The sequence below is a fragment of the Cedecea colo genome (genome assembly GCF_011808225.1).
Taxonomy (GTDB): domain Bacteria; phylum Pseudomonadota; class Gammaproteobacteria; order Enterobacterales; family Enterobacteriaceae; genus Dryocola; species Dryocola colo.
On record NZ_SOYS01000005.1, the window covers coordinates 19,765 to 44,234 of the forward strand.

Consider the following 24,470-nt stretch of genomic DNA (forward strand, 5'->3'; position numbering starts at 1 on the left):
ATGGAACATATGATTAGTCTGTTTGTGCGAGCGGTGTTTGTTGAAAACATGGCGCTCGCCTTCTTCCTCGGCATGTGTACTTTCCTTGCCGTGTCGAAGAAAGTCTCCACGGCGTTTGGCCTGGGCGTGGCCGTCACGGTCGTGCTGGGAATTTCAGTTCCGGCCAACAACCTGGTGTATAACCTGGTGCTACGCGATGGCGCGCTGGTGGAGGGTGTGGATCTCAGCTTCCTGAACTTCATTACCTTCATTGGCGTAATCGCCGCCCTGGTGCAAATCCTGGAAATGATCCTCGATCGTTTCTTCCCGGCGCTCTATAACGCGCTGGGTATCTTCCTGCCGCTGATTACCGTGAACTGCGCCATTTTTGGCGGCGTGTCCTTTATGGTGCAGCGCGACTACGGCTTCGGTGAATCCATCGTGTATGGTTTTGGCTCCGGCATAGGCTGGATGCTGGCGATTGTCGCTATGGCCGGCATTCGCGAGAAGATGAAATACGCCAACGTGCCCGCAGGACTGCGCGGCTTAGGGATTACCTTTATTACCACCGGTTTGATGGCGCTGGGCTTCATGTCCTTCTCCGGCGTGCAGCTATAAGGGCGGAAAGTTATGGAAATTATTCTTGGCGTGGTGATGTTCACGCTGATCGTTCTGGCGCTGGCGCTATTGATTTTGTTCGCTAAATCAAAGCTGGTGAACGCCGGTGACGTGCTGATTGAAGTCAACAACGACGCAGATAAACGGTTCCACGCGCCAGCCGGCGACAAACTGCTTAATACGCTCTCAAGCCAGGGGATCTTTATCTCCTCGGCCTGCGGCGGCGGCGGTTCATGTGGGCAATGTCGCGTAAAAATCAAAGAGGGCGGCGGGGATATTCTGCCGACTGAGCTTTCGCACATAACCAAACGCGAGGCCAAAGAAGGCTGCCGTCTTGCCTGCCAGGTTGCGGTTAAGCAGGACATGAAAATCGAACTGCCGGAAGAGATCTTCGGCGTCAAAAAATGGGAATGTGAGGTTATCTCTAACGATAACAAAGCGACGTTCATTAAAGAGCTGAAGCTGCGCATTCCGGATGGCGACGTAGTGCCGTTCCGTGCCGGGGGTTATATTCAGATTGAATCGCCGCCGCATCAGGTCAACTATGCAGATTTTGATGTGCCGGAGGCGTATCGCGGCGACTGGAATAAATTCAATTTGTTCCGTTTCCAGTCGGTGGTGAAAGAGCCGTGCGTGCGCGCTTACTCGATGGCGAACTACCCGGAAGAAGAGGGTATTATCATGCTCAACGTCCGTATCGCCACGCCGCCACCTGGCGTGCCGGATGCGCCGCCGGGAATCATGTCCTCTTATATCTGGTCGCTGAAAGCGGGCGATAAGGTGACGATTTCCGGGCCGTTTGGCGAGTTTTTCGCCAAAGATACCGATGCTGAAATGATATTTATCGGCGGCGGCGCGGGTATGGCGCCGATGCGCTCCCATATCTTCGATCAGCTCAAGCGCCTGCAAAGCAACCGCAAAATCAGCTTCTGGTACGGTGCGCGCTCGCTGCGTGAAATGTTCTATGAAGATGAATTTGCGCAACTGGCGCGTGAAAATCCGAACTTCACCTTCAACGTGGCGCTCTCCGATCCGCAGCCGGAAGATAGCTGGACGGGCTATACGGGTTTTATCCACAACGTATTGCTGGAAAACTACCTGCGTAATCATCCGGCACCTGAAGATTGCGAGTTTTATATGTGCGGGCCACCGATGATGAACGCCGCGGTGATCAAAATGCTGAAAGATCTCGGCGTGGAGGATGAAAATATCATGCTTGACGACTTTGGCGGCTGACGGGAGCGCTTATGTTGACCGTGTTTATCGCTACTTTTGCCATTTTTTTGCTGGTCATTTTTGGCATGTCGCTGGGCTTTATCGTGAAGCGCAAATCAATCCAGGGCAGCTGCGGCGGCATTGCAGCATTAGGAATGGAAAAGGTGTGTAACTGCCCGGAACCCTGCGACGCGCGTAAAAAACGCATGGCGCGGGAGGCGAAACGGCAGAAGTTACGCATTCTATGACGGGTAGCGGTGGATGGCGCTGGCGCTTATCCACCCTACAAAACGCTCATCTCATCGCGATCGTGTAGGTCGGGTAAGCGAAGCGCTATTCGACAATCCACGCTGGAATCCCCGAGTTTTTGTAGGTCGGGTAAGCGAAACGCTATTCGACAACCCACGCCGGAATCCCCGAGTTTTTGTAGGTCGGGTAAGCGAAGCGCTATTCGACAATCCACACCGGAATCCCCGAGTTTTTGTAGGTCGGGTAAGCGTAGCTTCACCCGACTTTTTTCTTCACACTCGCCTGAAAGTGCCTGTATACTTATCCAGTAAAATAACCGGGTTGGATGAGTATGCGTAAAGTCATTCATGTCGATATGGACTGCTTCTTTGCCGCCGTTGAGATGCGTGATAATCCAACCCTGCGCGATATTCCCCTGGCGATTGGCGGCAGCGCGCAGCGGCGTGGCGTTATCAGCACCGCAAACTATCCGGCGCGCAAATATGGCGTACACAGCGCAATGTCCACGGCGATGGCGCTGAAACTCTGCCCGCATCTCACCTTACTGCCCGGCCGTTTCGACGCCTACAAAGAAGCCTCCCGGCATATCCGGGAAATCTTCTCGCGCTATACCTCTTTAATCGAACCGCTATCGCTGGATGAAGCCTATCTGGATGTCTCCGACAGCCCGCACTGCTACGGCTCCGCCACGCTTATGGCGCGGGAGATTCGTCAGGCGATTTCTGATGAGCTAAACCTCACGGCTTCAGCAGGCATTGCTCCGGTTAAGTTTCTCGCCAAAATCGCCTCCGATCTCAACAAGCCAAACGGGCAGTACGTGATCACGCCGGATGATATTCCTGCTTTTCTGGAAACCCTGCCGCTGAGCAAAATTCCGGGCGTTGGCAAAGTTACCGCAGGCAAGCTCGAAAGCCTTGGGTTACGTACCTGCGCCGATGTACAGAAAACCGATCTGGCCTCGTTGTTAAAGCGCTTCGGAAAGTTTGGCCGCGTTATCTGGGAGCGCAGCCAGGGAATAGATGAACGCCAGATAAGCAACGATCGGCAGCGAAAATCCGTCGGCGTTGAAAAAACGCTGGCGGAAGATATTCACCAGTGGGAAGCGTGTGAAGCCATCATCGAACAGCTCTATCAGGAGCTGGAAAAAAGGCTGAAAAAGGTAAAGCCCGATCTGCTGATCGCGCGCCAGGGCGTGAAACTTAAATTTAACGACTTCCAGCAAACCACGCAGGAGCATGTCTGGCCTCAGCTAAACAAAGCCGATTTAATAGCGACGGCAAAGAAAACCTGGCATGAACGCCGGGAGGGGCGGGGCGTACGGCTGGTGGGACTACATGTCACGTTGCTGGACCCGCAGCTGGAGCGGCAGCTTCTGTTGGGGCTATAAAAAACCTCTCCAACGAGAGGCGTATTAACTCTATGTAGGGCGGGTGAACGTAGCGCCACCCGCCAGCTTTTAAGCGGTGGATGTCGCTTGCGCTTATCCACCCGACATAAAGAAAAACTTACTTAGCTGGAATCGCTTTCAGCAGCTCGGTCAGCAGCGTCCAGTACTGGCCCACGCTTTCGATATGCACCTGCTCATCCGGGGAGTGAGGACCGGTAATGGTTGGCCCGATAGAAACCATATCCATATCCGGATAAGGTTTTTTGAACAGGCCGCACTCCAGACCCGCATGGATAACCATGATGTTCGGCGTCTTGTTGAACAGCTTCTGATAGGTTTCACGCACCAGGTCCATTACCGGGGAGTGCGCATCTGGCTGCCAGCCAGGGTAGCTGCCTTTGGCGACGGTTTGCGCGCCAGCCAGCTGGCCCAGCGCTTCCAGCATGTGAACCACATAATCTTTACCGGTATCGATAAGAGAGCGGATCAGGCAGATGATTTCAGCGCTCTCTTCGCGCAGGGTAACCACGCCCACGTTAAGAGAGGTTTCCACCACGCCTTTCACTGCGTCAGAATTACGAATAACGCCGTTTGGCGTGGCGTTCAGCAATTTAACGAAAGTATCGCGGCTCTTTTCGGTCAGCGCAGCCTGGCTTGTGCTGGTAGCTTCAACCAGTACGGTGGTATTTTTTTCAACCGCGCCCAGTTCGTTTTTCAGAATCGCCAGGAACTTGTCTGCCAGCTCTTTCAGAAGCGCTGCTTTATCAGCAGGAACCGCCAGAATGGCTGAGCCCTCACGTGGGATAGCGTTGCGCAGCGTTCCGCCGTTAAGGTCGATAAGACGTGCATCCAGCTCTGCTGCGTGAGCGAACAGGAAACGCGCCAGCAGTTTATTGGCGTTGCCTAAACCCAGGTGAATTTCTGCACCTGAGTGGCCGCCCTTCAGACCCTTAATCGTCAGCTTAAAGGTTTCGTAGCCAGCCGGAACGGCTTCGCGTTGCACGGGCAGCGTGGAGATAAAATCAATCCCGCCCGCGCAACCCATATAGATTTCACCTTCTTCTTCGGAGTCGGTGTTAATCAGAATATCGGCCTGTAGCCAGCCTGCCTGCAGGCCAAACGCGCCGTCCATACCGGCTTCTTCGGTCATGGTCAGCAGCACTTCCAGCGGGCCGTGGGCGACGTTATCGTCAGCAAGCACAGCCAGCGCGGAGGCCATACCGATGCCGTTATCTGCACCAAGCGTGGTGCCACGAGCTTTTACCCACTCGCCATCAATGTAAGGCTGGATTGGATCTTTGGTAAAGTCGTGCACGGTATCGTTGTTTTTTTGCGGCACCATATCGAGGTGAGCCTGCAGCACGACCGCTTTGCGGTTTTCCATGCCTGCGGTGGCAGGTTTGCGAATCAGGATGTTACCGACCTGGTCGCGTTCGACGTGTAACCCTTTTTCTTTTGCCCAGGACAGGATGTGTTCCGCCAGTTGCTCTTCATGATAAGAAGGGTGCGGAATAGAACAGATTTTGGCAAAAATATCCCACAGCGGCTGCGGAGATAATTGAGACAATTCAGACACGTTAGGTCTCCTTGACATCGACTCGGCGAAGAATTTTTTGGCACCCAGGCCACGAATTGACCTGTTTGATATACACCACAAGCAGGGCTTGCGCGATGGTCTGAGAATACCACTAACTCTTGAGGCATGACGACCCAATCCACTTAAAAACCAACGGCGCTTGCCCACAGCACTGGTTTTTAGTGCGTCAGATCTCTATAATCTCGCGCAACCAAAACCCCTTTGAATATTTTTAAGCCGTTAACAATAGGCCGGGACACTTCACATGAGCGAAAAATACGTCGTCACCTGGGACATGTTGCAGATTCACGCCCGCAAACTGGCAAGCCGCCTGCTGCCTGCCGAACAGTGGAAAGGCATTATTGCCGTTAGTCGTGGTGGTCTGGTTCCAGGCGCGCTGCTGGCGCGTGAACTGGGTATTCGTCATGTTGATACCGTATGTATCTCCAGCTATGACCATGACAACCAGCGCGAGCTGAACGTTATCAAACGTGCTGAAGGCGACGGAGAAGGCTTCATCGTTATCGACGATCTGGTTGATACCGGCGGCACCGCGGTTGCGATTCGCGAGATGTACCCGAAAGCGCATTTCGTCACTATCTTTGCCAAGCCAGCAGGCCAGCCGCTGGTGGATGATTACGTTATTGATATCCCGCAGAACACCTGGATTGAACAGCCGTGGGATATGGGCGTGGTGTTCGTGCCGCCTTTAGCAGGCCGCTAATACCCGTCACCCTTCGAGCCGCAGGAGCGTTGGCTGCAACTCGAATGGTATAGGGCAGGTATGAAGATTTGCACTGATTTACGCCCGGCACCGCCGGGCGTTTGTGTTATTTAGCCAGCGACAGAGTACAATACTGCGTTCCTGACGTTTTCATGGAGGCAGAAAAGCGATGTCACAGGCCAACCTTAGTGAAGTTCTTTTTAAACCCCGATTTAAACATCCGGAGACATCGACGTTAGTTCGTCGCTCTTTGCACCACGCTGCCCCTGCTATTCAATCCGCGCTGGAAGGCAAATCCGCTCCGCACTGGTATCGCATGGTCAACCGGTTAATGTGGGTCTGGCGTGGCGTCGATCCGCGTGAAATTCTCGATGTGCAGGCGCGCATTGCCTGTTGTAAAGAAGAACGCACGAACGATGAGTTGTACGACACCGTTGTTGGCTATCGCAACGGTAACTGGATTTACGAGTGGTCGAAGCAGGCGATGCAGTGGCAACAAAAAGCCAGTCAGGAAGCCGACGAGGCTTTGAGCGGCAAATACTGGCTCCAGGCGGCGAACCTCTACAGTATTGCGGCGTATCCGCATCTGAAGGGTGACGTGCTGGCCGAACAGGCGCAGGTACTTGCCAACCGGGCTTTTGAAGAAGCGGCTCCACGACTTTCCGGGAACCTGCGCGAACTGGAATTCCCTGTCACCGGCGGCAGCCCGATTATCGGCTTTCTGCATATGCCAAAGAATGCGGAAGGGCCGTTCCCGACCGTGCTGATGTGCGGTGGCCTGGACGCCCTGCAAAGCGACTATTACACCCTGTTTGAAAAATACCTCGCGCCACAGGGCATCGCGATGTTGACCATCGATATGCCGTCGGTGGGATATTCTTCAAAATGGAAGCTCACCCAAGATTCCAGCCTGCTTCACCAGCATGTGTTAAAAGCGCTGCCGAACGTTCCATGGGTCGATCATACCCGCGTTGCCGCGTTTGGTTTCCGCTTTGGTGCAAACGTTGCGGTCCGCCTCGCCTACCTTGAAGCGCCGCGCCTTAAAGCTGTCGCCTGTCTTGGTCCGGTGGTGCATAACCTGCTAAACGATCCGCAGCGCCAGGTGCAGATCCCGGAAATGTATATTGACGTTCTTGCAAGCCGCCTTGGCATGAACGATGCGTCGGACAGCGCGCTAAGCGTCGAGTTAAATCGATACTCGTTAAAGACGCAGGGGCTGCTGGGCCGTCGTTGCCCAACGCCAATGCTGTCGGGCTTCTGGGCCAACGATCTATTTAGTCCGCAGGAAGAGTCGCGTTTAATCACTTCGTCATCTGCCGACGGCAGGCTACTGTCTATCTCTCCAGACCCGGTGTATAAGAATTTTGACAAGGCTCTGCAAGAAATCACCGTTTGGATCAAACAAAGATTACGTTAAAAATTTGCTAAATTTTATCGGTTTGGTAAAACAATGACTTCACAAAAGGAGATCGTAATGACGTTACCGAGTGGACACCCGAAAGGTAGACTGATCAAAAAATTTGCCGCCCTTGGCCCCTATATCCGGGAAGAGCAGTGCGAAGGCAACCGTTTCTTCTTCGACTGCCTGGCGGTTTGCGTCAACGTGAAACCTGCACCGGAGGTGCGTGAGTTCTGGGGCTGGTGGATGGAACTGGAAGCGCAGGAAAAGCAATTTACCTACACTTATCACTTTGGTCTGTTCGACAAAGACGGTAACTGGACGACGAAGGCCTCCAAAGATAAAGAAGTGGACGATAGACTGGAACAAACGCTGCGCGGATTCCACGAGCGTTTACGCGATCTGTTAAAGACGTTAAATATGGACCTGGTTCCTGCCAAAGACTTTTTAGATAAGCCAGTCAAACTTTCTGCATAAATTATAAAGCCCTTCTCAAAATGAGAAGGGCTTTTTCTTCCCGGATGGATTAGAACTGATAGACCATACCTAAGGCAACGATATCATCGTTATTAATGCCGAGCGGATTATCGCTATCCAGCTGGTTAATTTTGTAATCGACGAATGCTGACATATTTTTATTGAAGTAGTAGGTTGCGCCAACATCAATATATTTCATCAGATCCGCATCGCCAACGCCTTCGATTTCCTTTCCTTTCTGCTGTACATAAGCCAGTGATGGGCGCAGACCGAAATTAAACTGATATTGCACTACGGCTTCAAAGCTCTGCGTTTTATTAGCAAAGCCACCGGAAATTGGGGTCATATTACGCGTTTCGGAATACATCGAAGCGATGTAAACGTTATTCGCATCGTATTTCACGCCGGCGGCCCAGGCATCCGCTTTGTCGCCTTCGCCACGCGCCTGTAGCTGCTGCGCATCGGTACGGTCAGAGGTGGTGTAAGCGCCGCCAACCTGGAAGTCGCTGCCGCCGAAGTCATAATTTAACGCCGTACCGAAGCCGTCGCCGTTCTGCTTAGAAACATCGCGGCTTTCGTTTTTACCTTGATATTGCAGCGTCAGGTTCAGACCGTCGACCACGCCGAAGAAATCGGTGCTGCGGAACGTTGCCAGACCAGAAGCGCGCTTGGTCATAAAGTTATCGGTTCTGGCTGATGATTCACCGCCAAATTCCGGGAACATATCGGTCCAGGCTTCCACGTCATACAACGCGCCCAGGCTGCGGCCGTAATCGAAAGAACCAAAGTTGGCATATTTAATACCGGCGAAAGCGTAACGTGTTTTAGTAGTCGAATTACTTTCGTCTTTATTACCGGAAAATTCAGCTTCCCACTGGCCGTAGCCGGTCAATTGATCGTTAATCTGAGTTTCACCTTTAAAACCAAAACGCACATAGGTCTGGTCGCCGTCTTTACTGGAATCGTCGCTGATGTAATGCATCGCTTTGACTTTGCCGTAAAGATTAAGCTTGTTGCCGTCCTTATTATAAATTTCCGCAGCCTGAGAAGTGGCTGAAGCAACAATACCCATTACCATTAATGCCAGAGTGGTCGTTTTCATTTTTCATCCCAATGTGTTTACGCGCTAAATTTAATCGGGCGATATCCCGTTAAAAAACGCAGAAAGTTTTAACGTTCGGAGATGAAAGATTTATGACAACTTAAGATAAAGTTTAAATAAAGATAATAAATTTTTTTCGTCACAAAAACGTCAAATTTTACCGCTACGCTTGCCGGTTCGCCTGGGTTTGTTGCGTGTTTTCCCGTAGAGCCTGTTGGCAAGCCGTGCCAGTCCTGCTACAACGTCATCTGGCCTTTAATTTTTCTAATTTCGTTGAAACGGCAGAGAATCATGAGTGACAGCCAGACGCTGGTAGTAAAACTTGGCACCAGCGTATTAACCGGTGGCTCACGCCGCCTGAACCGCGCCCATATCGTTGAGCTCGTGCGCCAGTGCGCGCAGCTTCACGCGAGCGGGCATCGCATCGTTATTGTTACCTCCGGGGCTATTGCTGCGGGGCGTGAGCATTTGGGCTATCCCGAACTTCCGGCAACCATCGCTTCCAAACAGCTGCTGGCGGCCGTCGGCCAAAGCCGCTTGATTCAGCTTTGGGAACAGCTCTTTTCTATTTATGGTATTCACGTCGGGCAGATGTTGCTTACTCGCGCCGATATGGAAGACCGCGAGCGCTTTCTGAACGCCCGCGATACGCTCCGGGCGCTGCTTGATAACAATATCGTGCCGATAATTAACGAAAACGATGCGGTGGCAACCGCAGAAATCAAAGTCGGCGATAACGATAACCTCTCCGCGCTGGCCGCTATTCTGGCTGGAGCAGATAAACTCTTGCTGCTGACCGATCAACTGGGACTGTACACCGCCGACCCGCGCAATAACCCGGCAGCAGAACTTATCAAAGAAGTTCACGGCATAGACGATGCGTTGCGTGCGGTTGCAGGAGATAGCGTCTCTGGCCTGGGAACCGGCGGTATGGGCACCAAATTACAGGCAGCGGATGTAGCCTGCCGTGCGGGCATCGATGTGATTATCGCCGCTGGCAGCAAACCTGGCGTAATCGGCGATGTGATGGCCGGCACGCCGGTCGGCACGCGTTTCCATGCGCAGCTTTCTCCGCTGGAAAATCGCAAGCGTTGGATTTTCGGCGCGCCGCCTGCGGGAGAAATCACCGTTGATGACGGCGCTTTGTCCGCCATTCTCGAACGCGGTAGCTCGCTGTTGCCAAAAGGCATTAAAAGCGTGAACGGCAACTTCTCCCGCGGTGAAGTTATTCGTATCCGCAGCCTTGAAGGGCGCGATGTGGCCCACGGCGTCTGCCGCTATAACAGCGATGCGCTACGCCTTATCGCAGGCCACCACTCACAACAGATCGATGCGATCCTCGGCTATGAATATGGCCCGGTTGCGGTCCATCGGGACGATATGATCGTTAACTAAGGAGCTGGTAATGCTGGAACAAATGGGCAAAGACGCCAAAGCGGCTTCTTATAAAATGGCGCTGCTCTCAGGCCAGGAAAAAAATCGCGTGCTGCAACGCATGGCGGATTACCTGGAAGCGCAGGCCGAAGAAATTCTCATCGCTAACGAACAGGACGTGCTGGAGGCTCGCCGTAACGGCCTGAGCGAAGCGATGCTTGACCGCCTGCAACTTACGCCCGCGCGCCTGAAAAGCATCGCTGATGACGTGCGGCAGGTGTGCAATCTTGCCGATCCGGTAGGGCAGGTGATCGACGGCGGCCTGTTAGACAGCGGCCTGCGCCTTGAGCGCCGCCGCGTGCCGCTGGGCGTGATCGGTGTGATCTACGAAGCGCGCCCTAACGTGACGGTAGACGTTGCCTCCCTGTGCCTGAAAACCGGCAACGCCGCTATTCTGCGTGGCGGCAAAGAAACGTGGCGCACTAACGCGGCAACCGTAAAAGTCATCCAGCAGGCGCTGGTCGAATGCGGCTTGCCAGCCGCGGCGGTGCAGGCAATTGAAAGCCCGGATCGCGCCCTGGTCAACGAGCTGCTGAAAATGGATCGCTACGTAGATATGCTGATCCCACGCGGCGGCGCAGGGCTGCATAAACTTTGCCGCGAACAATCTACCATTCCGGTTATCACCGGCGGGATTGGCGTTTGCCATACTTTTGTGGATGACACGGCGGAAGTCGAACCGGCACTGAAAATTATCGTTAATGCCAAAACTCAGCGCCCAAGCACCTGTAACACGCTGGAAACGCTACTGGTACATCAGGGCATCGCGGCAACTTTCCTGCCCGCGCTCAGCAAGCAGATGGCGGAGTCTGGCGTTACGTTGCACGCGGACGAAAAATCCCTGCCGCTGTTGCAAAATGGCCCGGCAGAAGTGCTGGCGGTCAAAGCGGAAGAGTACGACGACGAATGGCTGTCGCTGCATTTGAATGTGAAAGTTGTGGCGGACCTGGACGATGCCATCGGCCACATTCGCGAGCATGGCACACAGCATTCCGATGCGATCCTGACCCGCACGTTACGCAACGCGAACCGCTTTGTGAACGAAGTGGATTCCTCGGCGGTGTACGTAAATGCCTCCACGCGCTTTACCGACGGCGCCCAGTTTGGCCTTGGGGCAGAAGTGGCGGTGAGCACGCAAAAACTCCACGCCCGCGGTCCGATGGGCCTGGAAGCGCTCACTACCTATAAATGGATTGGTTTCGGCGACGATACGATTCGTACCTGATTGATAAGTAATGAAAAGGCGGATACCAGGCAGCGGCCCGGTCTCCGCCTTTTTATTTTTTACCGCTCTTCACGACGCACTTCCGGAGCCTGTCGTTACTCGCTCTCTGAATCGGGGGTGATGACCTTGACGAAGCCGTTCCGACAGTGTGCAGCATAATCTGCCGGTATCGGGCGATCGCTAATCAACACGTCAAACGCCGAAAGCGGGCCAATACTGGCGGGGGCGACTTCATCAAACAACGCATGGCGCGTTAGCAGGATCTTGCGTAATCCGCGCTCCATAGCTTTGCGCTTAATGGCAAGATCGTCCGGATTAAACCAGCTAACGCCAAAGTGTTCGTGCACGCCGCTGGCAGAAATAAAAACTTTCCGCGGATTGAGCGAATCCAGCGGCGACGGGTTGTTGGCATCGTAAAACGCATCGCTTTTTGCCCGATAGGTGCCGCCGCACAGAACAGCAGTGGCGTTGGGCTTTTCATTCAGCGCTAAAAACACCCGGTGCGAGTAGCAAATGCCGGTAAAGGTAATGTCATCCGGGATCATGCCGATCGCCAGCGGCATTTCCGGCCCGTTATCAAAAAACACCAGATCGTTTTCACTCACCATACCGGCCGTTAGAATCGCCACGGGCAAATCATCCCGGTGGTGGCTCCTGTCGCCTGGCCGTGGCGCGTTGGCCGGCGAAGAGGCCGGTTTGTTCACCATCACGATATAGCCGCCCAACAGCGTGAGCGGCAGCGGTTCATCTTCCTGGCTGAGGTCCCGGCGAATGGTCATCACAGAGACTTCCAGCATGCGGGCGGCCTCTTTAAGATGGATCCGGTCGGTCTTCTTTAACAGCTCCATCAGACGCCGGATGCGTTCTTTTTGCTTGGTTTCCATTCGCCTTCTCCGCAATTCTTGTTGCGTATGTTCCTGTAGTAACATTTGTCCCTCAAGGAACACCATATCGTCGCATTACTATACTGCCGGACATAGAGAATTAAAAGCGCCATTGTTCGCGTTTTTACGATTATAATTTCTTTAAATTCATCAAATTGTGCTGATGTTTATGGTTTTAGTGCATGGCAAAGAATGCATCGGTGATTATTATGCAAACGATAAGAGGATCCTTTAATCGCGATCTTAGTCACAAATGATACTAAAATAACATGATAATGTTACTTAAATATCATTGTTATGTGATTGTTTCTGAGAGGTAGTAAAATGGATATCGCGGTTATCGGCTCTAATATGGTGGATCTCATCACCTACACCAACCAGATGCCCAAGGAAGGAGAGACCCTGGAAGCGCCAGCCTTTAAGATCGGCTGCGGCGGTAAAGGGGCGAACCAGGCCGTGGCGGCTGCCAAGCTTAATTCAAAAGTGCTGATGCTGACGAAAGTCGGGGACGATATATTTGCGGATAACACCATTCGCAATCTTGAGTCCTGGGGCATTAATACTACCTATGTGGAAAAAGTGCCGTGCACCAGCAGCGGCGTGGCGCCTATCTTTGTTAACGCCAACTCCAGTAACAGTATTCTGATTATTAAAGGAGCGAATAAATTCCTCTCTCCGGAAGATATCGACCGCGCGGCAGACGATTTAAAAAAGTGTCAGCTTATAGTCCTGCAACTGGAAGTTCAGCTGGAGACGGTTTATCACGCCATTGAGTTTGGAAACAAGCACGGCATTGAAGTGTTATTAAATCCGGCGCCTGCATTACGTGAATTTGATATGTCTTATGCCTGTAAATGTGATTTCTTTGTGCCTAACGAAACCGAACTTGAAATATTAACCGGTATGCCGGTTGATACGTATGAGCATATTCGTGCTGCCGCCCGCAGCCTGGTCGATAAAGGACTGAACAATATTATTGTGACGATGGGCGAAAAAGGTGCGTTATGGATGACGCGCGAGCAGGAAGTACATGTTCCGGCTTTTAAAGTAAATGCGGTTGATACCAGCGGCGCAGGCGACGCCTTCATTGGTTGTTTTACCCATTATTATGTCCAGAGCGGTAGCGTTGAAGCCGCCATGAAAAAAGCAGCCCTCTTCGCGGCTTTTAGCGTCACGGGGAAAGGCACGCAATCATCTTACCCGAGCATCGAACAATTTAACGAGTTCCTGACGTTAAACGAATAATCCCCCTGCACTGTAAAAGGTAGCACTATGAACGCTAAAAAAATAATTCAGATGCCCGATGGGTATCTGAATAAGACTCCTCTGTTCCAGTTTATTTTGTTATCCTGTTTATTCCCGTTATGGGGATGCGCAGCCGCATTAAATGATATTTTGATTACACAATTTAAAAGTGTGTTCTCACTCAGTAATTTTGCCTCGGCATTAGTACAGAGCGCGTTTTATGGCGGTTATTTTTTGATAGCGATTCCGGCATCCCTTGTTATTAAGAAAACCACTTATAAAGTAGCGATATTAACCGGCCTGACGCTGTATATCGTCGGCTGTACGCTATTTTTCCCGGCGTCGCACATGGCAACCTACACCATGTTCCTCGCGGCTATTTTCGCCATTGCGATTGGCCTGAGCTTCCTGGAAACGGCAGCGAATACCTACAGTTCGATGATTGGCCCGAAAGCATACGCTACGTTACGTCTGAATATCAGCCAGACCTTTTATCCGATAGGTGCGGCCTCCGGTATTCTGCTGGGTAAATATCTGGTCTTTTCCGAGGGCGCAAGCCTTGAAAAACAGATGGCGGGCATGAACGCTGAGCAGGTCCATAACTTCAAAGTGCTGATGCTGGAAAACACGCTCGCGCCCTACAAATACATGATTATGGTGCTGGTGGTGGTCATGGTGCTGTTCCTGCTGACCCGCTTCCCGACCTGTAAAGTGGCGCAAACGGCGAGTCATAAACGCCCGTCGGCGTTGGATACGCTGCGCTATCTGGCGAGCAATGCCCGCTTCCGTCGCGGTATTGTGGCGCAGTTCCTCTACGTTGGCATGCAGGTGGCGGTCTGGTCGTTCACCATCCGTCTGGCGCTGGAAATGGGCGATATCAACGAGCGCGAGGCCTCGAACTTTATGATCTACAGCTTTGCCTGCTTCTTCATCGGCAAGTTTATCGCCAATATTCTGATGACGCGTTTTAACCCGGAAAAAGTGCTGATTCTTTACTCCATTATTGGCGCGCTGTTTCTGGCATACGTGGCGCTGACGCCAAGCTTTAGCGCGGTATATGTCGCGGTGCTGGTGAGCGTGCTGTTTGGCCCCTGCTGGGCGACCATTTATGCCGGAACGTTGGACACGGTTGATAACGAACATACCGAGATGGCGGGTGCGGTGATTGTGATGGCGATTGTCGGCGCGGCGGTTGTCCCGGCGATTCAGGGCTATGTGGCGGATATGTTCCACTCGCTACAGCTTTCGTTCCTGGTCTCGATGCTGTGCTTTATCTACGTTGGCGTTTACTTCTGGCGTGAAAGCAAAGTGCGTGGCGACGTATCCGAAGCTATCGCATCCTGAGAGGATTCATTATGACAACGCGTATCAGTTTATGGCGGGAATTTTTTAGCGAACACCCACGTACCCTGCTGGAAAACGGCGATTTCACGGTAACGGCGTTTCGCTACGCCAGCGGCGTGGAGGGTTTGCGGGTACAAAATAGTCGCGGCCAGCTGGTTATTCTGCCCTGGATGGGGCAGATGATTTGGGACGCCTGCTTTGACGGCCAGGATCTGACCATGCGCAATATGTTCAGCCAGCCGAAACCCGCAACGGAAGTGGTGGCGACCTACGGCTGCTTTGCCTTCCACTCTGGTCTGCTGGCCAACGGCTGTCCGTCACCGGAGGATACTCATCCGCTGCATGGCGAAATGGCCTGCGCTGCAATGGATGAAGCCTGGCTGGAGCTGGACGACGGCAGCCTGCGCGTTACCGGGCGCTACGAATATGTGATGGGATTCGGCCATCATTATCAGGCGCAGCCTGCGGTGGTGATGCGCAAAGCGAGCGCGCTGTTTGACATTCAGATGGCGGTCACTAACCTGGCTTCAGTGGCGATACCGTTGCAGTACATGTGCCACATGAACTATGCGTATGTGCCGAATGCCACGTTCAGCCAGAATATCCCGGATGAGGCGTTGAAACTGCGTGAGTCGGTTCCGGCGCATGTGAAGCCTACCGAGCAGTGGCTGGCCTTTAATCAGCGCATCCTGCAAGGAAAAGCCTCGCTGACGGCGTTAAGCGAGCCCGGTTTTTACGACCCGGAAATTGTTTTCTTTGCGGACAAGCTTGACGCCTGGACGGATAAACCTGAATTCAGCATGATCGCGCCGGATGGCACCACGTTCGTCACCCGCTTCGCAAGTTCTGAGCTGAACTACGTCACCCGCTGGATCCTGTATAACGGCGATCAGCAGGTTGCCGCGTTTGCTCTGCCCGCCACCTGCCGGCCAGAAGGATTCCTTGCCGCGCAGCATAATGGCACGTTGATGCAGGTAGAACCGCAGCAAACTCGTACTTTTACCGTCACCACGGGTATTGCCTGACGCGTTCGATGTTTTGCCGTTTTAGCGCTATAAAAAAGCGGGTGGCTGGCACCCGCTTTTTTTGCGATGGCTGGTACATTCCTCTTTACACCGTAGTCACGCCCGTGGCTACCTTCTTAAAAGCCAATATAGATCAGTTGCCAGGGCTGCGTATTCGTAATGCAAAGGCCGGGGGTTCGGCTCCTGGTATCGGCCATTAACCGAAAATTTCTAAACACAGATACTTAAATCTTTATCTGATATCCTATGCTTCGTGCGGCGCCCCATGTTGCAATAACTTGTGAAAGGTTGCAGAGAATAAACGGGCGTAATGTTGGGAAAACTCACCGGATCGGGAAAGAATCCGGCTCTGCTACGGCGTTGAGCACCGAGTATCACGATCGCCTGATAAGAAAACGTGCTAAGGCTTCATCCTTCCAGCAAAGAGATAATACTACCCGAGGCAGCCGCCAGACCCCGTTTTTTCTTAAGTGTCCAACGCAGCAAGTAACGGTCATCCTTTACCCACACCAATATATCTTTCTCTGTATTGTCAAACTGCGGTACGGTGCAACAGGCTGAAACAAAAGGGTTTGCCGGAGGCAATACTATGCCTAAAGCCACCGGAAGCGCAGCGACAAAACGCACAACCGCAAGATACACATAAGAAAGCTTCTGGCGGCACTAGAGGGCAAAGCCTGGCTTGCTAAGAAGCAGGAAGGACGCGACGAAATCCGATTAGGCCGAGAGGCTAACCCTATGTTTTAAAAAATAAAGAAAGAGCCAGCATGAAAGCTGGCTATGCTCTTAATTAAAATGGTGAGGCGGTGAGATAGACAGGTATGGAGTAGATCGAATCATGCACTTTATAAGCCGCCTGATTGTGAAAAGCGTAGATGGTTCCTTTCACTGAAAGGTAAATCGCGTCGTTCTTCACCTTCTTTAATGCGTCTTTGTCCGTGGTTATTATGAAAGGCTCGTTATCGTCCTCCAGACTTGCCATAAACGCTTTATCGTCTTTGGATGCATCATAGAGATATAAGCGGTACGAAAAGCCTGTAGTGGCTCCTGCGCTTGCTTCTGTGACGTACAGGTTAGCCAGGTTGTTTACTTTCACCTTCTTGATAATTTCTTGTTCAAATGGCGAGAAGTGAAGCACCTTGTAAATCCCAAAGGCGACAATAGCCGACAGGATTAAGAGAATGTACCGCTTCTTAAAAACCCGCGCGTTTTGCATAGTCGATACCTGCTCTTATCCAGTACTGGTCGTTAGGATCATCACCGAAAGGCGTTGCGCCATACCAATTACCAAAAGCCGGCTCTGTCGTTCCTGCTTGACTTTGCGCCCATCCTGCGCCCCTGAGTAATATTTCGTCGGGAATCCCGGCAGCATGACCAACAGCCCCGTAATGGAAGTTACCAAAACTTTCGAACTGCCTCCCGCGCTGCTTATAATCCCACGGGCCATGCCCTCTTACCCGCTGATAAAACCATGCGTAAGTTAGTGCTGATGGTCCCTTGTGAAATCTTGCCAGCATCATGTTATTTACGAGGCTTACGTCAGGGGGAGCGAATGAGGATATATCATACGGCGGGTGAGGCGATGCCGCTAATGTTGGATACCTCACGCTTGCGCTCTCTCGTTCCATGCATCGGTAAACTGAACGTTACCATCGCAGTATTTCCAGGTGATTTTCTCGTAGCGTAGTTCTACGCACTCAAGATGGTTATGCTTCTCTTTGGTCGGATCTTTGGTGTCGTGCATCACTGGAGAAACGCCGACAATCTTCACGCCTTCAAGCAGCATGTTGAAGTATTCCGTTTCCTGACCCGCATCATTGATTTTGTACCACTTGAATTCGGCTGAGCTGAGGGTTTGACCAGTGGCAACGGCTTTGTAAAGGTAGGGGCTGGAGCTATCAAACTCCTTTTGAATAATCACCGCGGAGTGCTTACGTGTTCCGGTGATCTTTCCCGTCATTGGGTCTGTTGGAATGCTCAGGTTATGGGAGAATCCGTTGATCTCAATGCTGCCGTCACGATCCTGTACATCTACAGATCCTTTAATATCCGCGCCGCCGTCATCCCTGAGCCATAAATACGCTGGAATAGCCATTTTTCCTTTTTCCTTATGTTGTTATAAAAATCCATAAGGAAAGTGTACCTAATCGAAATTGGCGAGTAAATGATCAGATGTAACAACTTCATTAATATAATTGTTGTGCAAGTTTGAGTTAATTAGCGCTAAAGAGAAGGAGCATAACGTTGCCCCGTTCGTAGGCCGTTCGATTCTTTTGAACGGTGTGATTATTCTTGCTTCTGATGTTTTGCAGATCGCCCTTCGCACCATACGCGCTGGCAACCGCATAGCTTAAGTAACGATAAGCAATGGTAGACGTCATCGAACAGCGTATTGATGCCCCGGCAAGGCGCTACGCGGTGCTTATTTGTTCAATAAAGAAACAAAGGTTATTAATAGCAGAACCGACTTTGACACTGGCATGCAGTTAGACGCTGGTGAGGCTGAAGGTTTAATGAGTGCTTTTTTTCAAAGAACTCCAGGTAGAAAGGGGAAGCTTCAGAACAGAAACTCGTTATGCAGCTTTACCTCTTTCATGAAGCCTATTTAAAAAGCGGAACCTGTACCTGTCCCAGATTTCACCACACGAATGGTGATTGAATCAGAAAAGGTCGGGAAATGATTGTATGATTAATCACAAGTAAGAAACTTAAGAAATAGCTATATAAAGGAGGCATTTGCCCCCTCATTTTATTTGTATTACCTCAATCCTTGATACTCTTTTCAAAACGAGGCAGCAGCAAATCTTCAATCAGCATATTCAGCAGCTCAAAGAGCAGCGCGTTTAGCGTTCTATTTATTTCTGCCGCTTGTTTTTGGCTGATTAATACCTGCGTTAATGCGTAGCAGTACTGGCGCAGCAGCTCTGAATCTCCGGCGAGATGTTGGGGCTGGGTATCGACTAATTTTTCTACCGTTAGATGTTGCATCAGATAGGGCGGTAAGGGTTTTTCCAGCTCTGCTTCCATTGCTTCCAGGCAGTTGGCGAGGCGGCGATGTAAGGCTTGTTGATGGGTTTGATTATTGCTTTCTATTAATTCGTCAGACAGCGTTTCGCAGGCGTCCAGCAGTTCGAATAAATCCAGCGTCATATAGACCGGGGAAGAGCCGGCAGAGGTTATAGCTGATGTGGTGTTTGTCATCATGAAAATCTCCGTGTGTGAGAATAATCGTCACCACGGAAGTTTCCACGCTTTGGGTGGTGACGCTAATGAGGGTGGAAATACCGGACACAACGGAAACCGGCCAGCCCGAAGGCTGCCTCACCAGCGACACCATTGTGCAGAATAAAGGTGTGTTGGTGCCGCGACAATAAAAAAGACGCGCTGAGGGTCAATTGCCGCCGTTATGTTGTTCGGTTTTCCACTCCCGACACCAGAATTTGCTGGTGCGCCGTTAGAATAACCATGGCGGTTTTCAGTTGACAATCAGTTTATCGAAGTCTTTAAATCTTTGATTCAACGCTGCGAGGAGTTTCGCAATTTTATAAGTATTTGCGCTTTTGGTTTGCATCCTGTTCTTCCCAAAAATGCTGTACGGCGAAACCATTTCAAATAAATCCTTCACAGATCGCCAGCGTTTCCTCGCCTCAACCAACCGCATTCCCGCTCCTTCCGCAAAAATAACCTAAAGACTCTCAAAAATAGCATTTAATTCATTTAACTCTTTGTTTTATAATAAAAATACAATTTATTGTCACCAGCTGCCCAATGTCAATCACTTCCTCTCGTCAACCGACAAAAAATCTGTAAAAGTAGACAATAGTCGACTTTTCATCTTAAAGTCCTGCGGTTGGCACTAGACAAAACCAGTAACCGGTTATCAAATGGTTAAATAACAATTGCTGGACGTTAAAGAGCGGCGCCCATTCACCCTAGCCGCCATGCATTTCGGTGCCTGCAAGCACTTCGACACACCTCTCTGGAGAATTTATGCATTCCTCTGTTAATAACAACGAAAGCCGGACTTTCTTCGGCCATCCTTATCCGCTTGGCTCGCTGTTCTTCACTGAAATGTGGGAGCGATTCTCGTTTTACGGTATTCGCCCCTTACTGATCCTGTTTATGGCGGCGACCGTTTACGACGGCGGCATGGGGCTGGCGCGTGAAAACGCCTCGGCTATCGTCGGGATCTTTGCCGGCAGCATGTACCTGGCCGCGCTGCCGGGCGGGTGGCTGGCGGATAACTGGCTCGGCCAGCAAAGGGCTGTCTGGTACGGTTCGATCCTTATCGCGCTCGGTCATCTGTCTATTGCGCTCTCCGCATTGATGGGCGACAACCTGTTCTTTATCGGCCTGCTGTTTATTGTCCTCGGCTCCGGCCTGTTCAAGACCTGTATTTCGGTCATGGTGGGAACGCTGTATAAAAAAGGCGATGCGCGACGCGATGGCGGCTTCTCGCTGTTTTATATGGGTATTAATATGGGCTCGTTTATCGCACCGCTGATCTCCGGCTGGCTGATAAAAACCCACGGCTGGCACTGGGGCTTTGGTATCGGTGGTATCGGAATGCTGGTTGCGCTGGTTATCTTCCGCCTGTTTGCTGTCCCGTCGATGAAACGCTACGACAGCGAAGTTGGCCTGGATTCAACCTGGAATAGGCCGGTGGCGAAGAAAAACGGCGTTGGCGCATGGCTGCTGGTGCTGGCGGTTGGTGTGGCGATCGTCGTTACGCTGATAGCCCTGGGCGTGATTATCATTAACCCCGTTACCGTCGCCAGCGTGCTGGTCTACGTGATTGCCGCCTCGGTGGCGCTGTACTTTATTTATCTGTTTGTGTTTGCCGGCCTGAACCGCAAAGAGCGCGCCAGGCTGCTGGTCTGCTTCATCCTGCTGGTGTCCGCCGCTTTCTTCTGGTCCGCCTTTGAGCAGAAGCCGACCTCGTTCAACCTGTTTGCGAACGACTACACCAACCGTATGATTGGCGATTTTGAAATTCCTGCCGTATGGTTCCAGTCAATCAATGCGCTGTTCATTATTTTGCTGGCGCCGATATTCAGTTGGGCATGGCCGATGCTGGCGCGTAAAGGCGTGCGTCCGGGCAGCATCACGAAGTTTGTTATCGGCATTTTGTGCGCCGCTGCGGGCTTTGGATTGATGATGTTGGCTGCGCAGAATGTCCTGACCGGCGGTGGGGCAGGCGTATCTCCCTTCTGGCTGGTGGGCAGTATCCTGATGCTGACGCTCGGCGAACTGTGCCTGAGCCCGATTGGCCTTGCGACCATGACGCTGCTGGCCCCGGAAAGAATGCGCGGCCAGATGATGGGGCTTTGGTTCTGTGCAAGCGCGCTGGGTAACCTGGCGGCGGGCCTGATCGGTGGTCATGTGAAGGCCGATCGGCTGGATATGCTGCCGGACCTCTTCGCACGCTGCTCTATTGCACTGCTGATCTGTGCTGCGGTGCTGATAGTCCTTATCGTTCCGGTGCGTCGTATGCTGGAAAATGCCCGGGTGAAGAGTGAACAAAAGCCGGTGACCAGCGTCTGAGTTGTCTGCGACGATTAATCGCAGGTCAGCATCGCTGAACAACAATAAGGCCGATCTAACGATTGGCCTTATTGCGTTATCAAATAATCAGTTTAATGAGGATTCTAACTATTTGATTAAACTTGATCTTTTATGGTGGCAGGCAAATTAAAACGGGTGCCTGACAACCGTTTTTTCTGTGCTACACCGTATCTTCCAGACGCTGTTGCGCTGCGGCATCAATCGCCGCTCTTCGTTCCTGCAATGCTTTCAGATTCATCGGTCTGCCGATTAAATAGCCCTGCGTCTCATCACACTCAAGCATTTTTAATTTCTGTAGCTGCCCCTGCGTTTCCACACCTTCGGCGGTAATACTCAGCGAGAACGCTTTCCCCAGCCCGATAATATTCTCCACAATAGTATTGGCGCTTTCGCTTTCCGGCATGCCGGAGATAAATGATTTATCGAGCTTGATACCGTCGAACGGGAAATTACGCAGATAGCTCAGGGATGAATAACCGGTGCCGAAGTCATCCATCAGCAGACGTACGCCGATATTTTTCAGCGCCTGCATCAGCTCCAGGCTGTTTTCCGGATCCCATAGCGTGGCGTTTTCGGTCACTTCAATTTCCAGACGGCCGGGGTCGAGCTGCGATTCACGCAGCGCAGCGCTTACGCGATCGACAATCCCCCATGACTGAAACTCCACCGCAGAAACATTGACCGAAACCGCAAGCCCTTCAAGCGACTGCTGCGCATCACGGCAGGCGGTTTTCAGGACCCATTCGCTGATGGCGGCGATAAGCCCGGTTTCTTCTGCCAGGGTTATAAACTGGTCCGGCATTAATAAGCCGAGTTGCGGATGCTGCCAGCGGATCAGCGCCTCTGCGGCGACAATTTGCGACGTATTCAGGCAGTAGCGCGGCTGATAAACCAGGCAGAAATGCTGCAATTTAATAGCGTCGCGCAGGCTGTTCTCCATTTCACGACGCTGCACCATTTGCTGGGCCATTTCGGGCGTATAGAACAGCCATTTGTTACGGCCAGAGTTTTTTGCCTTGTACAGCGCCATGTCGGAATAGCGCAGCAGATCTCCGGCGTCCACCGCATCGTGGGGCGCCAGCGCAACGCCCAGACTGGCGCCAATAAATATCTCATGGCCGTTAATCGTGAACGGGAGCAGCAGTTCGGTGATGATTTTCTTGCATAAGCTTTCAAGGTACTGACGATCGGCGATGTCCGGGATAATTAAGATAAATTCGTCGCCTCCCTGACGCGCCACCAGATCGTTATCCCGGATACAGTGGCGCAGCCTCGCCGAAACTTCATGCAGCACCTTATCCCCTACGCCGTGACCAAACAGATCGTTAACCGGCTTAAACTTATCCAGGTCGAGGCTTAACATCGCCAGCGGATGCGCCTGGGTGGGCAGCGCCTGCAGCTTGCCCTCCAGAAACTCGCGCATCCGCACCCGGTTTGGCAGGCCGGTAAGCTCATCGTGCCTTGAGAGATACTGCACGCGCTGCTGCGCTTCAACCTCAAGGGTGACATCCGTCGCGGTACCGCGATAACCCGTAATTCCTTCTGAGGTGATAACCGGTTTGATGGCGATATGACAGTAGCGCTGATGGCCCATAGCAGAGCGATACCTGCAATGAAGCAGGCGGCGGTGTCCTGTCTGGCCGGGCTGGGTTATCCACTCCGCCAGCGAAAGATTATCGGCCTCCATAAAGGCGGTAACGGGTTGTCCAAGCCATGATGAAATGCTGTGTCCGCTAATGCCGGGAAACCTGTCTGACAGCCAGGTAAAGCGCAGCTCGCTGTCTGTTTCCCATATCCAGTCCGTTGTGGCTTCGGCAACGTCCCGAAAGCGGCGTTCGCTGGCGGTTAACGCCTGCCGGCTCTGGGCGAGCAAATAGCTATTCTCATCGTACATGCGGGCTTTTTTGAGCAGATTACGACTCTGCATCCAGGCGAGCGTGCTACAGCCGGTAGCCAGCAGGATCAGCAGAGGCAGAATATAGTGAATTAACTGGCGGCCCGGCTCCTCGCTTTTCCATTCAAGCGTAAGCAGTTGACCGTTTACAGGCAACGTCAGCGTACCGCGCTTGCCTTCCAGATGCGGTGCATTTTTATCCTGCACCCGGGCTTCATGGATGCCATATTCTTCACCCATTCGCGCAAGTTTTTTATCATCCAGCACATCGACAAAGACCAGCGCGGAAGGCGAGCCGGGAACGAGAGGGACATGTTCATCGTCCCCGTTGGTGATTTTTGCCATTGCGACCAGCGCAGGGTGCCCCGCAAGAAGCACCATCGTATAGGCAAGCGGTAAAGCATCGGGCCTGTTCATCGACTGCAACAGCGTGGGCACAGGATTAGCGCCCAGCCATGCCGTAAGGCTGCGGGATGAAAGCTGACCTTTGATGACGCTGTAGCGGGTTTGCTCTGCGCCATCCAGAACGAAAATGCCTTCGTATTCAAAATCGCGATAAAGCGAACTACCCATGTTTTGCCGGGTGTAGGCCCATTCAGGATCGACGGTAGCGTGCAGATGTGCGTAAGCTTCGCCCCACCAGGCGTAATCTTTGATGTGGTTAGAAAGGGTATCGACACGATTATGCAGGGCTTTTTGCAGCAGCTTGCCGCTGCGCTCGTCGGCATCCTGATTAATGTTGTGGGCGATGGAAAGCAGAGAAAAAATAGCCACCACAAATAACATAGCCAGCAGCGATACCATCAGCAGAAGCGCACGTTTGATAAAGGAGGCGGTGGTGCGATAGTCAGCGTCCGGACTCGTGATGTTATCTTCAATAGAATGTTTTTTCATGCCTGTTTACTCAGAGTATCCGTCTATAAGACTGGCTTGTTATCAAGTTTATTATCGACCCGATTTGCCGGGTCTTTATTAAGGGTGGGTAACTGAAGATAGTTTATGACAAAAGAAAGGAGCCGCTTAGCGAGGAATATATGCTTCATTCCGCCAGTGAGTGTGATGACTGGCGCATTCTTAACGGCTAAATCGGGCGAACGTAAGGCATGCAATTTGTGCGGGTTTCCCTTT

22 protein-coding genes and 1 pseudogene are annotated in these 24,470 nt (G+C 52.1%); 14 read left to right on the forward strand and 9 right to left on the reverse strand.

Annotated features, from left to right (window positions below):
* From nqrE to dinB, 4 genes are all read left to right on the forward strand, one after another.
* On the forward strand, positions 1-597 hold the full coding sequence (gene nqrE / locus E2L00_RS12105; RefSeq protein WP_167611740.1) for an NADH:ubiquinone reductase (Na(+)-transporting) subunit E: 597 nt from the start codon (positions 1-3) through the stop codon (positions 595-597).
* A 12-nt stretch (positions 598-609) separates the two neighbouring features.
* On the forward strand, positions 610-1,833 hold the full coding sequence (gene nqrF, locus E2L00_RS12110; protein WP_167611743.1) for an NADH:ubiquinone reductase (Na(+)-transporting) subunit F: 1,224 nt from the start codon (positions 610-612) through the stop codon (positions 1,831-1,833).
* An 11-nt stretch (positions 1,834-1,844) separates the two neighbouring features.
* A complete protein-coding gene (nqrM, locus tag E2L00_RS12115) occupies positions 1,845-2,060 on the forward strand; it encodes a (Na+)-NQR maturation NqrM (RefSeq protein ID WP_167611746.1) in 216 nt (71 codons plus the stop codon).
* A gap of 332 nt (positions 2,061-2,392) precedes the next feature.
* Positions 2,393-3,448: a DNA polymerase IV gene (gene dinB, locus E2L00_RS12120; protein WP_167611762.1), complete on the forward strand. Its 1,056-nt coding sequence runs from the start codon at positions 2,393-2,395 to the stop codon at positions 3,446-3,448.
* Between the two features lie 118 nt (positions 3,449-3,566).
* Here dinB and pepD read toward each other — a convergent pair whose 3' ends face one another.
* Positions 3,567-5,024 (reverse strand): beta-Ala-His dipeptidase, encoded by a 1,458-nt coding sequence (gene pepD, locus E2L00_RS12125; RefSeq protein ID WP_167611765.1) that lies wholly within the window; start codon positions 5,022-5,024, stop codon positions 3,567-3,569.
* Positions 5,025-5,289: 265 nt separating this feature from the next.
* Between pepD and gpt the strand changes: the two genes are divergently transcribed.
* The 3 genes from gpt to crl all read left to right on the forward strand — a co-directional run bounded on the left by gpt (position 5,290) and on the right by crl (position 7,624).
* Complete coding sequence (gene gpt / locus E2L00_RS12130) at positions 5,290-5,748, forward strand: xanthine phosphoribosyltransferase (protein ID WP_167611768.1); 459 nt, start codon at positions 5,290-5,292, stop codon at positions 5,746-5,748.
* Positions 5,749-5,917: 169 nt separating this feature from the next.
* Positions 5,918-7,165 (forward strand): esterase FrsA, encoded by a 1,248-nt coding sequence (gene frsA, locus E2L00_RS12135; protein WP_167611770.1) that lies wholly within the window; start codon positions 5,918-5,920, stop codon positions 7,163-7,165.
* A gap of 57 nt (positions 7,166-7,222) precedes the next feature.
* Positions 7,223-7,624 (forward strand): sigma factor-binding protein Crl, encoded by a 402-nt coding sequence (crl, locus tag E2L00_RS12140; RefSeq protein WP_167611773.1) that lies wholly within the window; start codon positions 7,223-7,225, stop codon positions 7,622-7,624.
* A 49-nt stretch (positions 7,625-7,673) separates the two neighbouring features.
* Here crl and phoE read toward each other — a convergent pair whose 3' ends face one another.
* The gene (gene phoE / locus E2L00_RS12145; RefSeq protein ID WP_167611776.1) at positions 7,674-8,726 is read right to left on the reverse strand and encodes a phosphoporin PhoE; all 1,053 of its coding nucleotides are present in this window, start codon (positions 8,724-8,726) and stop codon (positions 7,674-7,676) included.
* A 291-nt stretch (positions 8,727-9,017) separates the two neighbouring features.
* Between phoE and proB the strand changes: the two genes are divergently transcribed.
* Positions 9,018-10,121 (forward strand): glutamate 5-kinase, encoded by a 1,104-nt coding sequence (proB, locus tag E2L00_RS12150; RefSeq protein ID WP_167611778.1) that lies wholly within the window; start codon positions 9,018-9,020, stop codon positions 10,119-10,121.
* 10 nt (positions 10,122-10,131) lie between these two features.
* Positions 10,132-11,385: a glutamate-5-semialdehyde dehydrogenase gene (proA, locus tag E2L00_RS12155; protein WP_167611781.1), complete on the forward strand. Its 1,254-nt coding sequence runs from the start codon at positions 10,132-10,134 to the stop codon at positions 11,383-11,385.
* Positions 11,386-11,480: 95 nt separating this feature from the next.
* On the opposite strand, the gene E2L00_RS12160 is transcribed toward proA, so the two are convergent.
* The gene (locus tag E2L00_RS12160; RefSeq protein ID WP_167611783.1) at positions 11,481-12,269 is read right to left on the reverse strand and encodes a DeoR family transcriptional regulator; all 789 of its coding nucleotides are present in this window, start codon (positions 12,267-12,269) and stop codon (positions 11,481-11,483) included.
* A 324-nt stretch (positions 12,270-12,593) separates the two neighbouring features.
* Between E2L00_RS12160 and rbsK the strand changes: the two genes are divergently transcribed.
* From rbsK to E2L00_RS12175, 3 genes are read left to right on the forward strand one after another with little or no spacing between them, the layout of a single operon-like run.
* Positions 12,594-13,514, forward strand: a complete 921-nt coding sequence (gene rbsK / locus E2L00_RS12165) for a ribokinase (protein WP_167611785.1) — start codon at positions 12,594-12,596, stop codon at positions 13,512-13,514.
* Between the two features lie 27 nt (positions 13,515-13,541).
* On the forward strand, positions 13,542-14,858 hold the full coding sequence (gene fucP, locus E2L00_RS12170) for an L-fucose:H+ symporter permease (RefSeq protein WP_167611788.1): 1,317 nt from the start codon (positions 13,542-13,544) through the stop codon (positions 14,856-14,858).
* 11 nt (positions 14,859-14,869) lie between these two features.
* Complete coding sequence (locus tag E2L00_RS12175) at positions 14,870-15,883, forward strand: aldose 1-epimerase family protein (protein ID WP_167611790.1); 1,014 nt, start codon at positions 14,870-14,872, stop codon at positions 15,881-15,883.
* Between the two features lie 790 nt (positions 15,884-16,673).
* Here the strand turns inward: E2L00_RS12175 and E2L00_RS12180 are convergent.
* From E2L00_RS12180 to E2L00_RS12190, 3 genes are all read right to left on the reverse strand, one after another.
* Positions 16,674-17,099, reverse strand: coding sequence for a hypothetical protein (locus E2L00_RS12180; RefSeq protein ID WP_167611793.1), 426 nt, complete (start codon positions 17,097-17,099; stop codon positions 16,674-16,676).
* The gene (locus E2L00_RS12185) at positions 17,077-17,403 is read right to left on the reverse strand and encodes a polymorphic toxin type 44 domain-containing protein (RefSeq protein WP_167611796.1); all 327 of its coding nucleotides are present in this window, start codon (positions 17,401-17,403) and stop codon (positions 17,077-17,079) included. Before E2L00_RS12185 ends, E2L00_RS12180 begins: the two co-directional genes overlap by 23 nt.
* 83 nt (positions 17,404-17,486) lie before the next feature.
* On the reverse strand, positions 17,487-17,978 hold the full coding sequence (locus E2L00_RS12190; RefSeq protein ID WP_167611799.1) for an Hcp family type VI secretion system effector: 492 nt from the start codon (positions 17,976-17,978) through the stop codon (positions 17,487-17,489).
* Positions 17,979-18,123: 145 nt separating this feature from the next.
* Here E2L00_RS12190 and E2L00_RS21965 point away from each other — a divergent pair.
* A pseudogene (locus E2L00_RS21965) lies at positions 18,124-18,257 on the forward strand (STM2901 family protein); the annotation flags it as partial.
* Positions 18,258-18,646: 389 nt separating this feature from the next.
* Here E2L00_RS21965 and E2L00_RS12195 read toward each other — a convergent pair.
* Together E2L00_RS12195 and E2L00_RS21970 are read right to left on the reverse strand one after the other, a co-directional pair.
* On the reverse strand, positions 18,647-19,087 hold the full coding sequence (locus E2L00_RS12195; protein ID WP_167611692.1) for a hypothetical protein: 441 nt from the start codon (positions 19,085-19,087) through the stop codon (positions 18,647-18,649).
* Positions 18,984-19,220, reverse strand: a complete 237-nt coding sequence (locus tag E2L00_RS21970; RefSeq protein ID WP_167611801.1) for an ash family protein — start codon at positions 19,218-19,220, stop codon at positions 18,984-18,986. Before E2L00_RS21970 ends, E2L00_RS12195 begins: the two co-directional genes overlap by 104 nt.
* A 653-nt stretch (positions 19,221-19,873) precedes the next feature.
* On the opposite strand from E2L00_RS21970, the gene E2L00_RS12210 reads away from it, so the two are divergent.
* The gene (locus E2L00_RS12210; RefSeq protein WP_167611807.1) at positions 19,874-21,427 is read left to right on the forward strand and encodes a peptide MFS transporter; all 1,554 of its coding nucleotides are present in this window, start codon (positions 19,874-19,876) and stop codon (positions 21,425-21,427) included.
* Positions 21,428-21,608: 181 nt separating this feature from the next.
* Here E2L00_RS12210 and E2L00_RS12215 read toward each other — a convergent pair whose 3' ends face one another.
* On the reverse strand, positions 21,609-24,236 hold the full coding sequence (locus E2L00_RS12215; protein WP_275940756.1) for a bifunctional diguanylate cyclase/phosphodiesterase: 2,628 nt from the start codon (positions 24,234-24,236) through the stop codon (positions 21,609-21,611).
* Positions 24,237-24,470: the final 234 nt, after the last annotated feature.

What these genes read in the sequence shown, in the direction of transcription:
- nqrE (WP_167611740.1), top strand. Translation starts at nt 1, where the DNA reads ATGGAACATATGATTAGTCTGTTTGTGCGAGCGGTGTTTGTTGAAAAC.
- nqrF (WP_167611743.1), top strand. Translation starts at nt 610, where the DNA reads ATGGAAATTATTCTTGGCGTGGTGATGTTCACGCTGATCGTTCTGGCG.
- nqrM (WP_167611746.1), top strand. Translation starts at nt 1,845, where the DNA reads ATGTTGACCGTGTTTATCGCTACTTTTGCCATTTTTTTGCTGGTCATT.
- dinB (WP_167611762.1), top strand. Translation starts at nt 2,393, where the DNA reads ATGCGTAAAGTCATTCATGTCGATATGGACTGCTTCTTTGCCGCCGTT.
- gpt (WP_167611768.1), top strand. Translation starts at nt 5,290, where the DNA reads ATGAGCGAAAAATACGTCGTCACCTGGGACATGTTGCAGATTCACGCC.
- frsA (WP_167611770.1), top strand. Translation starts at nt 5,918, where the DNA reads ATGTCACAGGCCAACCTTAGTGAAGTTCTTTTTAAACCCCGATTTAAA.
- crl (WP_167611773.1), top strand. Translation starts at nt 7,223, where the DNA reads ATGACGTTACCGAGTGGACACCCGAAAGGTAGACTGATCAAAAAATTT.
- phoE (WP_167611776.1), bottom strand. Translation starts at nt 8,726, where the DNA reads ATGAAAACGACCACTCTGGCATTAATGGTAATGGGTATTGTTGCTTCA.
- proB (WP_167611778.1), top strand. Translation starts at nt 9,018, where the DNA reads ATGAGTGACAGCCAGACGCTGGTAGTAAAACTTGGCACCAGCGTATTA.
- proA (WP_167611781.1), top strand. Translation starts at nt 10,132, where the DNA reads ATGCTGGAACAAATGGGCAAAGACGCCAAAGCGGCTTCTTATAAAATG.
- E2L00_RS12160 (WP_167611783.1), bottom strand. Translation starts at nt 12,269, where the DNA reads ATGGAAACCAAGCAAAAAGAACGCATCCGGCGTCTGATGGAGCTGTTA.
- rbsK (WP_167611785.1), top strand. Translation starts at nt 12,594, where the DNA reads ATGGATATCGCGGTTATCGGCTCTAATATGGTGGATCTCATCACCTAC.
- fucP (WP_167611788.1), top strand. Translation starts at nt 13,542, where the DNA reads ATGAACGCTAAAAAAATAATTCAGATGCCCGATGGGTATCTGAATAAG.
- E2L00_RS12175 (WP_167611790.1), top strand. Translation starts at nt 14,870, where the DNA reads ATGACAACGCGTATCAGTTTATGGCGGGAATTTTTTAGCGAACACCCA.
- E2L00_RS12180 (WP_167611793.1), bottom strand. Translation starts at nt 17,099, where the DNA reads ATGCAAAACGCGCGGGTTTTTAAGAAGCGGTACATTCTCTTAATCCTG.
- E2L00_RS12185 (WP_167611796.1), bottom strand. Translation starts at nt 17,403, where the DNA reads ATGATGCTGGCAAGATTTCACAAGGGACCATCAGCACTAACTTACGCA.
- E2L00_RS12190 (WP_167611799.1), bottom strand. Translation starts at nt 17,978, where the DNA reads ATGGCTATTCCAGCGTATTTATGGCTCAGGGATGACGGCGGCGCGGAT.
- E2L00_RS12195 (WP_167611692.1), bottom strand. Translation starts at nt 19,087, where the DNA reads ATGATGACAAACACCACATCAGCTATAACCTCTGCCGGCTCTTCCCCG.
- E2L00_RS21970 (WP_167611801.1), bottom strand. Translation starts at nt 19,220, where the DNA reads ATGGTGTCGCTGGTGAGGCAGCCTTCGGGCTGGCCGGTTTCCGTTGTG.
- E2L00_RS12210 (WP_167611807.1), top strand. Translation starts at nt 19,874, where the DNA reads ATGCATTCCTCTGTTAATAACAACGAAAGCCGGACTTTCTTCGGCCAT.
- E2L00_RS12215 (WP_275940756.1), bottom strand. Translation starts at nt 24,236, where the DNA reads ATGAAAAAACATTCTATTGAAGATAACATCACGAGTCCGGACGCTGAC.